Below are 11,817 nucleotides of genomic sequence, written 5' to 3'. Positions count from 1 at the left end.
AGCTAATCGATCAAGCCGGTTTCTTGGATCAAGAACCGGCTTTCTACCCGGAAGTCGACCGAAGGATATTTTTCCTTCCAGTACGCCCACTGCTTGCTTCCTCCGAAGACGCTCGCCAAGTAACGCAGGCCGAAGCCGTAGGGGTCGACGCCCGCATCGCGGATTTTGCATAACAGCTTGTCGAGATCTTCGTTGAATTGGGCTTCCATTTCCCTTTCGATCGCTTGAAGGTCTCCGTTCTTGAAACGGATGGGGATTTCCTCCATGGCCCCGTTTGCCCTTACGCGAAATCGGACGACCGGCTTATTTCCGCCTTCGATACGAACGCTCGTGCGAACGTTCATCAGCGACATCACGACGCGTGTTCCGTTCACGGGGACGGCCAGCACTTTTTTGCCGAAGCGCGGTCCCGACAAGTTGTACAGCTGCGTCTCCTCCGGATCGAGAGTGAGACGCAGTTTTTTCTTGTCCATAAAGGCGACTTTGTCGATGCGGTAGGAGTTCCGGTCCTTATCGATCCGGATAACGGGCATGTAAGCGTCTTTGCCCGTTTCGGTCATGCGCCTCGCCCAGTCGAATAAATATTCGGTCATCGCGTACGACGATTCCGTTCCATCGTTGCCGAAAGATAGGAATAACGCGTTGCCAGGGTAGCGTTCCGATTTCGGATGCAGGCTAAGAACCGTCTTGGCGTCCGGTTCGGCGATGCCGACGAACGAGATCATTTGCACGTCCCGCCGGCGAAGCATCCACTCCATCGATTCCCCGACGCCTTTGTCCAGCAGCGCCTTGCCGAGAAGAAAAACGCGGCATTGGCCGAAATCGAGCTCTTTGTCGACGAGAGCCTTGATATGGCGCACCGCTTCGGCGATCGTGGGCGCCTCCTCGACTTCGACCTCCGTATTCGCTTCCCCGCTATCGATCTTAGAAGAAGGGATCGCGAGCCGGAGGGTGACGCGTACCGTGTCAGGTCTGCTGCCGGGGTCGATTCCCATCGTCACGACGAAGAAACGCTTGTCGATGTCCTTGAACCCGCAGCCCGCGAGCGCCGCGAACGCGAACAGCAACGCCGCCGCCGAAAATAACTTCCGAACGCTCAACGTTTTCGCCTCCTTTCAAGAATCGGCGGTCGCTCCGTCGCCTCCGCTTTTCCCGTTACGATGTCCCGATCTCGAAGCCCGGAATACAAACAAAGCGAGCAAGGAGACGGTCAACACGTCCGAGAGCAACCTAACGTTCAGCCATCCGTGGCTTACCCATTCGTTGCGCCTTTCGTTCGCCCATATTCCGTACGCGATCGTCATCGCGCCGAAGACGACGTTGATCCACCAATTGGCCGGTTTGACGGGAAACTCTTCGGTGAGAGGTTTATGCCCGGGGCGCATGCTTTTCACGACCTCCATCGCCGTATGCCAAGTATTCATCGCGAATAACAGCGATAACGCGGTATAGAGCAACAGGAAAATATAAAGAACCCGCGAGACGAAGCCGTACTCCAACACCATCGAATCCGCGGTGACGCTCCAGAGATAGATATAGTGGGAAACGCCGACCGTTCCGTGAAAACCGATCGGAATGAAGACGGACACGAGCAGGAAGAACGTGCAGAACAGCGGAATGATCCAACGGCGTCGGATTCTCGACGGAGCGGGCATCATCCGGTTGAACACGACGAGCGTGTTGTGTCCGGCGAATACGAGGGAAGCGGCGCTGAACGAAATGAACGACGGTTTCGTTCGTACGTATCCGGCGACGACGCGGATGGCGTCCCAATCCAACCACTTGTTGAAAAGAGCCTTGAGTAAAATGGCGATGATCAAGGGCGCCGACAGGATCAAGATGATTTCCATCGCGAATTGCACGGATCGCGTGCAGCGGCTCGCTCCCCAGATGCTGGCGGCGATCATAAGTCCGGTGAACAAGTAAGGGTTCATGTCCGGGTTGAAAAATTGCTGGATCGTCGCGGAGTAGGAGTAAATGACGAGCATTCCCGCGACGAACCAGAAAAAAGCGGTGAAGAAAAGCAAAGGCAGCGAGAGCCATCTCGGCATGTTGCCTAGGAGGATTTCCGGCAAGCCCATGCCCGGGAATCGCCCGAACAACGCGATCGCGACGTACGCGCCCAGCGTGCAGAGCGGGATGACGAGCGCGATAGAGGCGATGGAACCGTGAAAGCGGTGTTGGATGAGAATCCAGGGCACGAACAGCATGATGTTGATCATGCCGACGTAAATGACATGGTAGTGGAAGTAGCGGGACACGGGAAATCAACTCTTTCCTGCCGGGGATCCTTGCTTTCGTTGCTCCGCGAACAACGACATGTACGGTTCCCCGAAGCTTCTCAATTGGCACAAGTACACGATCAACGCGAAAAACAGGACAACGATGCCGCTAAAGCCGAACAAGATGGAAACGGCGATGAATCCGTATTTCACGAGCCTGACGGATTGGCTGAAGGTCGAGTTCGGGATCAGGTAATTGGAGATCGCCACGACCGACGTCACGATAATCATGATGCTGCTGACGAGGCCCGCCTGTTGGGCCGCTTGGCCGAGAATAAGACCGCCGACCGTCGTCGCGGTCGAACCGACGACGCGGGGGAGCCGAATGCTCGCTTCGAATAGGGCTTCCGCGATGAAGAGCATCAAGGCGACTTCGATGAAGGACGGGTAAGGAACGCCCGCGCGGCTTCCGTCGATCGTGAAGGCTAGCTGGATGCGGAAGATTTCCGGATTATAAGAGACGATGGCGATATACGAAGCGGGCAGCAGGATCGTTAAGATGACGGCGACGTAGCGCAAGCAAATAAGAAACCAGCTAACCCAGAACGACTCGTAATCGTCGTCCATCGCGTGCATGAAATCGAACAGCCGCACGGGGAGAATCAGCGCGAACCGGCTACCGTTCAGAAGCACGGCGATTTTGCCTCGTCCGAGCATTTTGGCGACGTAGTCGGGACGCTCCGTTTGCAGAATCGTCGGGAAGAACCTGTGGCTTTTGTCCGCGAGCGCCTTGCTCATTTGACCGGAGGATTGAAGCAATTCGAAATCGATCTTGTTCATCTGGGAACGGAGCATCCGGAGAAGTTCCGGGTTAACGAACCTGCGGTCGTAGACGACGAAGATCGCCGTGCGGGACAAGCTGCCTTTCTCGTAAGGCTCCGCGGTCATGTCCGGCACGTTGTAACGCTTGCGGAGCATGTACATATTCAAATCGAGATCTTCCGTGAAAGCCGATTGAGGCCCTAGCAACGAGGATTCCATTTGGGTCTTGTCCGGTTGGGTGAACAGCGAGCGGTCGGATTTGAACGAGTAGCAGACGCCCTCCAGTTCGATGAGGACGAAGCCTTTGAGCAGCAGGCTATCCCACTTGACGGGGTCGTCGGCGATTTCGTACTTCGGGAAAGATCGCAGCATTCTGCGGAACTCGTCCGGGTCGAAGCGATAGGAGAACGGAACGAGAAGCCCGTCTTTGATCCTCTCGTCGCACAAGGCGGGGAAGTAGGCGAGCTCCATACGCCAATAGCCGTTGTCCAGCGTCGTCGCGAAGAGATCCGTGGCATCCTTGAATTGCCGTTGGACTTGTACGAGCATCGCGGGTTCCTCCTATCCCTTGATTTTCCATCTTTCGCATAGGTTACCCGCGTACCGTGGAATCATACGCTTCGGGATAGGATGCTTTTGGATTCGTCCTCTGGTAAAATGGGAAGGATTGAGTAATTGGGAGGTCAAGCGATGAGATCCGATGGCAGACAAAACGATGAGCTAAGACCGTTCGCGGTGCAGCTTCATCCGAATAAATACGCGGAAGGCTCGGTTCTGATCGAGGCGGGCAACACGAAAGTGCTGTGTACCGCGTCGGTGGAAGAACGGGTCCCGCCGTTTTTGAAAAATCAAGGCAAAGGCTGGGTAACGGCCGAGTACGCGATGCTCCCCCGGGCGACGCATCAGCGCAACCAGAGGGAAGCGGCCAAAGGCAAGCTGACCGGCCGGACGATGGAAATCCAGCGGCTGATCGGGCGGGCGCTCCGCTCGGTCGTCGATCTGCACGCACTCGGCGAGCGCACGATCACGCTCGACTGCGACGTGCTTCAAGCCGACGGCGGTACCCGCACGACATCGATCACGGGCGCTTTCATCGCGCTGGCATTGGCGATCCATAAGCTGTCGGGGACGGTTTCCTTCAATAAATATCCGCTGACCGACTACTTGGGTTCGATCAGCGTCGGCGTCATTCAGAACCAACCGGTCGTCGACCTGAATTACGATGAAGATTCGAAAGCGAAAGTAGACATGAACGTCGTCATGACCGGCGGAGGCACTTTCGTGGAAGTGCAAGGAACGGGAGAGGAATCCCCGTTCTCGCGGACGGAGCTCGACCGTATGCTCTCGCTTGCGGAGGAAGCGATCTTGCGCCTTGTCGCCATGCAGAAGGAAACGCTAGGCGAAGCGGGAGCGCGAATCGGCGGAGGACGCCCGTGATCGGCAGCGGAGGAACGGTGCTTGTCGCCACGCGCAACCGCGGCAAGTCGAAGGAGTTCGCCGAGGCTTTCGGGAAACTCGGCATCGCCGTCAAGGACTTGCACGACGTCGAAGGCATGCCGGATATCGAGGAGACGGGGGAGACTTTCGCGGAGAACGCGTATCTGAAAGCGAAAGCGACGGCCGACATCGTCGGCATCCCCGTGCTGGCGGACGATTCCGGCTTGTGCGTGGACGAGTTGGACGGCGCTCCGGGCGTCTACTCCGCGCGTTACGCGGGAGCGGGGGCGACGGACGCGGATAATAACGCGAAGTTGATTCGGGAGCTGTTGATTCGGGAGCGCGGCGATCGGTCGGAGGAAGACGGGGAGCCGGAGACGTTAAGCGCGGCGAGGTTCAAGTGCGTGCTCGTGCTGTACGATCCGGCCGACGGGAGCAAGCTCGAAGCCGAAGGCTCCGTCGAAGGAGCGATCTTGCGCGAAGCCCGCGGCGCAGGCGGCTTCGGGTACGATCCGTTGTTCTGGTTATCGTCGCGCGGCAAGAGCATGGCGGAATTGACCCCGGCGGATAAGAACGCGATCAGCCACCGCGGCAACGCGCTCCGCGAATTGCTCGCGTTGATCGGGTAACGAAACGCATGTATGAAGAAGGGCTTTCCTAGCCGCCTACGCGGCGAAGGAAAGCCCTTCTCTTCTTTATAGCGCAAGCCGAACGTTGTAACGGCGCAGCCAGAAATCCACTTGAAGCAGGTAAGCGAATAATTGAGGGCCCGACATCAGCTGTCCGAACCAAGGCAGATGGGAGCTGGCGTCGGCTGCCGCCGCGATCTCGCGGATCTTGGCGACGTTCAGGAGCGGCAGCAGAGGGCAGGAAGGATCGTCCAGCCGCTCGAGCAAGAGAGAACGAACCGCGCTTAAGTAATTCGGGTTATGCGTCTTCGGGTAGGGACTTTTCTTGCGGTACAGAACGTCATCCGGAAGAACGTCTTCGAGCGACTTGCGAAGGATGCCTTTTTCCCGCATGCCCGCCGTCTTGATTTCCCAGGGAATGTTGAACACGTATTGGACGAGCCGATGATCGCAGAACGGCACTCGCACTTCCAGTCCGACGGCCATGCTCATCCGGTCCTTGCGATCGAGCAGCGTCGGCATAAAGCGGGTGATGTTCAAGTACGACATGCGCCGCATCCGTGTACGAGTCTCGTCTTCGCCGGGCAGCGACGGCACTTCGGCAACGGCTTGCGCGTAGCGGTCGGCGACGTATTCTTGAGGCCGAAGCCTTTCCTTCAGCTCGGGGGACAACAGTCCGGCGCGCAATCCCGTCGCCAGCGACCACGGGAACGTGTCGGCCTTCAAGGCGTCGTCGCGGTGGAACCACGGGTAACCGCCGAAGATTTCGTCGGCGGCTTCGCCGGAAATGGCGACCGTCACGTCCTTCTTGATTTCCCGGCAGAAGAGGAGCAGCGACGCGTCGATATCCGCCATGCCCGGGGAATCTTTGGCGAGCACGGCGTTCTCGAGCGTCTGAACGAGCTCCGGCGTATCGAATTGGATCGAATGGTGGTCGGTGGACAAATATTCGGTCATCCGCATGATCCAAGGGGCGTCGGCGTTCGGCTGAAAGTCGTGGGCGTGAAAATGCTTGTCGTTATCCAAGTAGTCGACGGAGAAGGTCGGCAGGCTACCCTGGTTCGTTCTCCGGTAATAGTCGACCGCGAGCGCGGTAAGCGCGCTGGAGTCGAGGCCTCCCGATAGCAACGTGCCGATCGGCACGTCGGACGCGAGCTGGCGTTCCACGGTGTCCGCAAGCAATCGTCTCACATTCAGCGCGGTACCGGCGACGTCGTCTCCGTGCTCCGCGCTTTCGAGCTTCCAGTAAACGGTAGCCTTGAAGCCGTTACGGTCGAACTGAATGCAGTGTCCGGGCTTCAGCTCGCTCATGTCGCGCCAAATGCCGTGCCCCGGCGTTCTGGCGGGCCCGATGACGAACAGCTCGGCTAAGCCCTCGGCGTCGACTTCCGCGGGCACGTCCGGATGCGCCAGTATCGCCTTCGGTTCGGAACCGAACAGCAGCCGCCCTTCTTCCCGGCGGTAGAACAACGGCTTGACGCCGAGCCGGTCGCGGGCCATGAACAATTTCTCTTCAGCCGTGTTCCAGACGGCGAACGCGAATATGCCGTTCAGCTTATCGACGCAGTCCGGCCCCCACTCCACGTAGGCGAGAAGCAGCACTTCCGTGTCGCAAGCGGTTCGGAATTTGTATCCGATAGCTTCGAGTTCCTTGCGAAGCTCCGGAGCGTTGTACAACTCGCCATTGTATACGAGGACGCAGTCGTGAGTATCCGAGCCTTTGGCGGGCCGGACCATCGGTTGGGCTCCGTTCGCGGGATCCATGACGGACAACCGCCGATGCCCGAAGGCGCAATGTCGGGACAGCCAGGTGCCGGTCGCGTCCGGTCCGCGCAGCTCGAGCGTCTCCGTCATTTTCTCGATCGCGTCCGCTCTCGTCGTCAAGTCTTCGTTCCATTCAATCCACCCGGTGATTCCGCACATGTGCCGTCTCCCTCCTTTCCCTGAAAAGCCGATCATAAGATGGATATGCGAACAAGGTAATAAAATGTATGTCCATGTGGAGAAAATACGGGAGATAACAGTCGGCGCAACGCCGAGGAAAGGGGAAGCGCTCCAGATGAATAAAACCGAAGCGGACATCTCGCCTAAGAAAACGTATTACGTGGCGGTCGGGGCGAAATCGGTGCTGGCCGACAAGGAGTCGGCTTCGTTCGAATTCGCGATCCGCGCCGACGAGGACGAAGTGCGGCAACTGCAAGAGCTGTTCGAGGAGCTGCAGGACTCGGACGAGGATAAGGCGTTGCATTTCGAAGGCAATCCGCTCGTCTCCAACGACTCCGACGACGAGACGTACAACGCGCTGTTCGAGGACGTTTACCGAATGCTGCACAAGCTCGGTACTCACGAGACGAGAAAGCACATCGAGTCGATGGGCATCTTGCATTGAACCGTACAGAGGAGGAGACGACGGAACGATGAAAGTCAGGGAAGCCCGATTCCGCCGGGTGCTCGATCGGGGCGGACAGCCTTTCGCGGAAATCGAAGTATTCACCGACCACCCCCGCGATCCGCAGATGCTCGCTTACTTCAAGCGCGGCTCGAACGGAAATTATCCGCTCGTCAGGCTGATCGCCAACGATGCGGATTACGAGACCGATTGGTTCGAAAACAACCTGCACTCTGCGTTCGAGGACGTGCTGAAGCCGATGTTCTCGACCCCGGACCATATAGGCGCTCACGACCGGGACGACTTCATCGGGCAAATACTCGCCTATCCCGGCATCGCGGAAGCGCTGGACAGAAATATATGAAGGAAGAGGGGGTGAAACGGTAAAGATGGGCGACAAGTACAAGAAAAACAAAGGTAACGGCTACGCGAAGAAAGGCGAAGATTTCGCCGAGCAGACGCTCAAGAACAATACGTTCCATCCCGCGCAGAACAATCCGGCGCAGCCTCATAACAAGTAAGCTTACCGGCCCGATCTCGAACGAAAAAGAAGCTGCCTCCCCGAATTAGGGGCGGGCAGCTTCTTGCGTGGGGTAGTCGCATATCATGCCGGTAGAGTCGCACGGCTTGACCGTCTGATTTCCGACGTACGCGAAGCTTTTCAAAACGCGATCGATCGTTGCATGATCGACGTTTTCGGTCCTGAAAGAGAGATCGTAAGTGAACGTTGCTTTCATCATGTAGTAGTGGTCTTCGATGAAAGACGGCTTTCCGTCATCGTCGTATAGTTGGAAGAGAATACGGATCGTTTGCGTTCCCGGCAACACCCGAGGGGGCTGCTTATCGCTGCCGTCATTCGAGACGGGAGCCATCATCGTCGCGTCCGTAAAAAGCAGCTTGGCGTTTTTTGGATAATACGCTTCGAAAGTTTGCGAAGAGATGAGCCCGTAAGGGATCGCGGAAAAGCTGCCGATCGTTTCGCCGCCCACCCGGATATCCCGATGGTTGTTTTTCGTTTTGACGAGTTCCCAATCGGACGGTATTTCGAATTCGGCGTCCATCGCCTGGACCATGTTCCATCGGCTTCCTTCATTCGCAAGCCGCGACGAATCGGACAAGAGCCAGCGGTCGGCGATCGCGAGTAGAACCGCTAGCGAGAGCGCGATGCAGGCGATTGCCGATCCCGTCCTTTTCCATCTTCCCCGGCCGGAACGTCGAGGGGTATGAACGGCATTCGCGATCGCGTCCATCTCTTTATCCCCGAAAGTCCGGAAAGGCGGTTTTTTCAGACCGGAGTACCAGTCCGGTTTGCCCGCGTTATTCACGTATCCATGCTCCGTCATGGGCGTCTCCCTCCCTCAGCAGCTTTTGCATTTTGTCCCGTGCCCTGCTCAGTCTAGTCTTGACCCCGCCGACGGAGAGTCCGAGCACCTCAGCGATTTCGTGCTGCTTAAGCTCGTATACCGCATCGAGCAATAGCGGTTCCCTGTACTTGGGAGGAAGGAGGAGCAGCTTCTCCCACAGCGTGCCTTCGACTAGCCGATCGAGAACCGTTTGTTCGGCCGACGGGCTAGAAGGTCCGGAATCGTCGGCGCCGGACAAGAGGGAAGACGGAATGACCCTTCTCCAATATGCGGTTTTACGTGCATTGAACGCGGTATTTCGAGCGATGGCGAATAGCCAAGTCCGGAAAGAGGACTGCCCCCGGAACGAACCGACGGCGGCGTGGCACTTAATGAACGTCGATTGAACGACGTCGTCGGCGTCGTGCCGGTTGCGAGTCATCGCGAACGCGTAGTTCCATACGTCTTGGCCGTAAGCCTTCATGACGTTCCTGAACGTCTCGTCGTCGAATGACGCCGCATGTTTCAGATGCTCGAAAGATTCGGACTCCAAGTCAACCACCTCGATCATTAGACAACGTCGCCGGTCAAATGGTTTCGCTTTCGCTGCATTTACGCTTTCCAAGCGACCAATATCGCGCCGGCGGCGATCATCGCGACGCCCAGAGCGTTGACCAAGGAAATCCGTTCGCCGAGAAAGAAATACGCGAGCGCGACGGCGAGCACGACGCTCAGCTTGTCGATCGGCCCGACTTGGGCGACTTTGCCGCCTTTCAGGGCGAGAAAATAAAAAAGCCAAGAAGCCGCCCCGGCGGCTCCGCTAAGCGCGATGAACGCCAGCGCCTTCTTCTGCGCGACGATATCCCCGAGCTGACTGAATTTCCCTTGAACGGCGACGACGCCGAGCAAGAACAAGGCCATAATGACGGCGCGGATGGCGGTAGCCGAATTGGCGTCGATGTCTTTGAGCCCGATCTTGCCGAATATCGCGACGAGCGCCGCCGTAGCGGCGGACAATAACGCGTAGACGAGCCAAACTCCCATAACGTTCCCTCCCGATTCGACAGTGTCCGCATTCGGCATGCGGTACAATTCCTTTATTATTTCGACGCGAAAGGGGATTATCATGCGGCGAGGTCCAAAATTCTTCATCATCGTTCAAGCGCTTGTAGCATTCCTTCTAATAGGAGGAGTACCGTTCGCGCAAGCCGAGAACGCGGGACATTCGGCGGGAAACGATCAAACATTGACGATAGCCGAATTTCTCGCGCTTGCGAACGAAGTTCTCGGATCGTCCGAAGAGGAAACGGACACCGGAGACCTGCATGTCGTTAGCCGCGCGGAAGCTGCCGTGTTGACGGCTTCGTTGTTGCATTTGGAGCTTTCGGAAGAGGAGGCTGGCGCCCCCTATTCCGATGCTGTCGGTTTGTCCCCCCGAGCTCTCGGCTCCATTCGGGCGCTGGCTGATTTACGGATCGTGAAGGGCTACCCGGACGGCAAATACAAGCCTTTTCGGCCGATAACGCGTTCGGAAGCGGCGACGATGCTCGGATTAGCGTCGAAGACGGGCTTAACGGGCGATCGGGTTTATGATCAAGCGGGCTCGTACGGTCCGGAATCGGGAACCGAAATCGTGTACGGGAACGTCATCGTATCCGGGCCAAGCGTGAAATTGCGGAATATGAACGTGAAGGGAAACATCGTGTTGACCGCGGGAATCGGGGAGGGAGACGTGAAGATCGATCGAGTAACCGCCAGCGGCAACGTGCTCGTCAACGGAGGGGGAACCGTGCCGATCGTAATAAAGGATTGCTCCTTCGAGGACGCGATCGTCGACGCGCCGAAGATGAAGATTCGCATTGCCATGGAAGGTGCCATAGAGATCGAACGGTTGGCGATCGAGTCGTCCGTCGTTCTCGATACGACCGCGATGAACGAGGAAGGCATGATCGTAGATCTCTTACTGAAAGACGTTGCGACGGTCATCGGGCGGGGGAGGATCGGACACGCCTCGATAAAAGAAGGAGCGGAAGAATCGACGTTCGAGATTCATGCAAGGGATGCTCCTTAAACAGAAAACCCGCCCATCGGTATCGGAAATACCGAGGAGCAGGTTTTATCGATTGCGAAATGGCCTCCCAGGAGGGATTCGAACCCCCGACCGCACGCTTAGAAGGCGTGTGCTCTATCCAGCTGAGCTACTGGGAGAAGTTGTGCCAAAGTGTCAGCTCAGACACGCAAAAATTATCTTAGCATATCGGGTGCCGCTTCGCAAGAATTAATCTTCCTCGTCCAACCGGGCTTTCAGAAGGCGAACGTCGGGTATGGCGATTCTTTTGTCTTGGATCGAGATCAGATTCTCGTCTTGAAGTTCCTGAAGCGCCTTGGACGCCGTCTCCCTCGCCGCGCCGACGCGGTCCGCCAATTGCTGGTGGGTCATTTTGACGGGCAAGACGACGTCGGTTTGCTGCCCGGGAGCATAGTCCGCGGCCATGCTTAACAGACGGTTCATGATTCTTGAACGGACGTTGAGGAACGTCAGGTCGTAAATTTGCCGGTTCGCGCGCCGCAATCGCTCCATCGTGTAATCGAGCAGATGGAAGGCGATATTTCGGTCGTACTCCATCAGAAGCAGGAAATCGCGGCGGCGCAAGCTGTACAGCTTCGTCGGGGTCAGGCATTCTGCGGTCGCCGAACGTGCCAGACCCGGTTTCATGATCGCCATTTCGCCGAACGCTTCGCCTTCCCTAAGCGATGCGAGAGCTATTTTCTTCGATTTATCGAACGTATAGATGCTGACGGACCCGCTGCCGATAAAGAATATTTCGTTACCCTCGTCCCCTTCGAGGAAGATCAGTTCCCCTTTGCGGTAAGATTTCTGATGCATGTACGGGATGAGTCGGTCGATCAGGGACGGTTCTATTTCGCGGAAAAAAGGAATGGAAGACCGAAGCTTTCCGCCGTCTACGGGCATA

The 11,817-nt window shown here is 57.2% G+C and carries 14 protein-coding genes and 1 tRNA gene; 6 read left to right on the top strand and 9 right to left on the bottom strand.

What is annotated here, in order from left to right; genetic code table 11:
* Positions 1–2: 2 nt before the first annotated feature.
* The 3 genes from ACFPPD_RS06480 to ACFPPD_RS06470 are packed head-to-tail and all read right to left on the bottom strand — an operon-like array spanning position 3 to position 3,593.
* Positions 3–1,100, bottom strand: a complete 1,098-nt coding sequence (locus ACFPPD_RS06480) for a Ger(x)C family spore germination protein (RefSeq protein ID WP_209748703.1) — start codon at positions 1,098–1,100, stop codon at positions 3–5.
* Positions 1,101–1,115: 15 nt separating this feature from the next.
* A complete protein-coding gene (locus tag ACFPPD_RS06475; protein ID WP_209748705.1) occupies positions 1,116–2,261 on the bottom strand; it encodes a hypothetical protein in 1,146 nt (381 codons plus the stop codon).
* Between the two features lie 6 nt (positions 2,262–2,267).
* Positions 2,268–3,593: a spore germination protein gene (locus ACFPPD_RS06470; RefSeq protein WP_209748707.1), complete on the bottom strand. Its 1,326-nt coding sequence runs from the start codon at positions 3,591–3,593 to the stop codon at positions 2,268–2,270.
* A 141-nt stretch (positions 3,594–3,734) separates the two neighbouring features.
* Here ACFPPD_RS06470 and rph point away from each other — a divergent pair, with 141 nt between their 5' ends.
* Together rph and rdgB are read left to right on the top strand one after the other, a co-directional pair.
* Positions 3,735–4,481, top strand: a complete 747-nt coding sequence (rph, locus tag ACFPPD_RS06465; protein ID WP_209748709.1) for a ribonuclease PH — start codon at positions 3,735–3,737, stop codon at positions 4,479–4,481.
* A complete protein-coding gene (gene rdgB / locus ACFPPD_RS06460; protein ID WP_209748710.1) occupies positions 4,478–5,110 on the top strand; it encodes an RdgB/HAM1 family non-canonical purine NTP pyrophosphatase in 633 nt (210 codons plus the stop codon). Before rph ends, rdgB begins: the two co-directional genes overlap by 4 nt.
* A gap of 66 nt (positions 5,111–5,176) precedes the next feature.
* Here rdgB and asnB read toward each other — a convergent pair whose 3' ends face one another.
* Entirely contained in the window at positions 5,177–7,033 is a 1,857-nt protein-coding gene (gene asnB, locus ACFPPD_RS06455; protein ID WP_209748712.1) for an asparagine synthase (glutamine-hydrolyzing), read from the bottom strand.
* A gap of 136 nt (positions 7,034–7,169) precedes the next feature.
* On the opposite strand from asnB, the gene ACFPPD_RS06450 reads away from it, so the two are divergent.
* The 3 genes from ACFPPD_RS06450 to ACFPPD_RS06440 are packed head-to-tail and all read left to right on the top strand — an operon-like array spanning position 7,170 to position 8,020.
* Positions 7,170–7,499, top strand: a complete 330-nt coding sequence (locus tag ACFPPD_RS06450) for a hypothetical protein (protein ID WP_209748714.1) — start codon at positions 7,170–7,172, stop codon at positions 7,497–7,499.
* 28 nt (positions 7,500–7,527) lie between these two features.
* On the top strand, positions 7,528–7,863 hold the full coding sequence (locus tag ACFPPD_RS06445; protein WP_209748715.1) for a hypothetical protein: 336 nt from the start codon (positions 7,528–7,530) through the stop codon (positions 7,861–7,863).
* Between the two features lie 25 nt (positions 7,864–7,888).
* A complete protein-coding gene (locus ACFPPD_RS06440; RefSeq protein WP_378081575.1) occupies positions 7,889–8,020 on the top strand; it encodes a hypothetical protein in 132 nt (43 codons plus the stop codon).
* Positions 8,021–8,065: 45 nt separating this feature from the next.
* Here ACFPPD_RS06440 and ACFPPD_RS06435 read toward each other — a convergent pair whose 3' ends face one another.
* From ACFPPD_RS06435 to ACFPPD_RS06425, 3 genes are read right to left on the bottom strand one after another with little or no spacing between them, the layout of a single operon-like run.
* Entirely contained in the window at positions 8,066–8,842 is a 777-nt protein-coding gene (locus tag ACFPPD_RS06435; RefSeq protein WP_209748716.1) for a hypothetical protein, read from the bottom strand.
* Positions 8,817–9,413: an RNA polymerase sigma factor gene (locus ACFPPD_RS06430; RefSeq protein ID WP_209748717.1), complete on the bottom strand. Its 597-nt coding sequence runs from the start codon at positions 9,411–9,413 to the stop codon at positions 8,817–8,819. The genes ACFPPD_RS06435 and ACFPPD_RS06430 overlap by 26 nt, the downstream gene beginning before the upstream one ends.
* A gap of 41 nt (positions 9,414–9,454) precedes the next feature.
* The gene (locus tag ACFPPD_RS06425; RefSeq protein WP_209748718.1) at positions 9,455–9,886 is read right to left on the bottom strand and encodes an EamA family transporter; all 432 of its coding nucleotides are present in this window, start codon (positions 9,884–9,886) and stop codon (positions 9,455–9,457) included.
* Positions 9,887–9,968: 82 nt separating this feature from the next.
* Between ACFPPD_RS06425 and ACFPPD_RS06420 the strand changes: the two genes are divergently transcribed.
* A complete protein-coding gene (locus ACFPPD_RS06420) occupies positions 9,969–10,913 on the top strand; it encodes an S-layer homology domain-containing protein (RefSeq protein WP_209748719.1) in 945 nt (314 codons plus the stop codon).
* 60 nt (positions 10,914–10,973) lie between these two features.
* On the opposite strand, the gene ACFPPD_RS06415 is transcribed toward ACFPPD_RS06420, so the two are convergent.
* Both ACFPPD_RS06415 and ACFPPD_RS06410 read right to left on the bottom strand, forming a co-directional pair.
* Positions 10,974–11,050 (bottom strand) — tRNA-Arg (locus tag ACFPPD_RS06415).
* A gap of 70 nt (positions 11,051–11,120) precedes the next feature.
* Entirely contained in the window at positions 11,121–11,816 is a 696-nt protein-coding gene (locus tag ACFPPD_RS06410) for a Crp/Fnr family transcriptional regulator (protein ID WP_209748720.1), read from the bottom strand.
* Position 11,817: the final 1 nt, after the last annotated feature.

This window comes from Cohnella suwonensis (assembly GCF_042655365.1).
GTDB lineage: Bacteria > Bacillota > Bacilli > Paenibacillales > Paenibacillaceae > Cohnella > Cohnella suwonensis.
Note: the sequence above shows the minus strand (reverse complement) of the source record. Positions and strands in the feature narration are given on the sequence as shown.

Bases quoted from the DNA above. Each gene is read 5' to 3' on its own strand.
- ACFPPD_RS06470 (WP_209748707.1), bottom strand. From the start codon at position 3,593: ATGCTCGTACAAGTCCAACGGCAATTCAAGGATGCCACGGATCTCTTC.
- rph (WP_209748709.1), top strand. From the start codon at position 3,735: ATGAGATCCGATGGCAGACAAAACGATGAGCTAAGACCGTTCGCGGTG.
- asnB (WP_209748712.1), bottom strand. From the start codon at position 7,033: ATGTGCGGAATCACCGGGTGGATTGAATGGAACGAAGACTTGACGACG.
- ACFPPD_RS06450 (WP_209748714.1), top strand. From the start codon at position 7,170: ATGAATAAAACCGAAGCGGACATCTCGCCTAAGAAAACGTATTACGTG.
- ACFPPD_RS06445 (WP_209748715.1), top strand. From the start codon at position 7,528: ATGAAAGTCAGGGAAGCCCGATTCCGCCGGGTGCTCGATCGGGGCGGA.
- ACFPPD_RS06440 (WP_378081575.1), top strand. From the start codon at position 7,889: ATGGGCGACAAGTACAAGAAAAACAAAGGTAACGGCTACGCGAAGAAA.
- ACFPPD_RS06435 (WP_209748716.1), bottom strand. From the start codon at position 8,842: ATGACGGAGCATGGATACGTGAATAACGCGGGCAAACCGGACTGGTAC.
- ACFPPD_RS06430 (WP_209748717.1), bottom strand. From the start codon at position 9,413: ATGATCGAGGTGGTTGACTTGGAGTCCGAATCTTTCGAGCATCTGAAA.
- ACFPPD_RS06425 (WP_209748718.1), bottom strand. From the start codon at position 9,886: ATGGGAGTTTGGCTCGTCTACGCGTTATTGTCCGCCGCTACGGCGGCG.
- ACFPPD_RS06420 (WP_209748719.1), top strand. From the start codon at position 9,969: ATGCGGCGAGGTCCAAAATTCTTCATCATCGTTCAAGCGCTTGTAGCA.
- ACFPPD_RS06410 (WP_209748720.1), bottom strand. From the start codon at position 11,816: ATGCCCGTAGACGGCGGAAAGCTTCGGTCTTCCATTCCTTTTTTCCGC.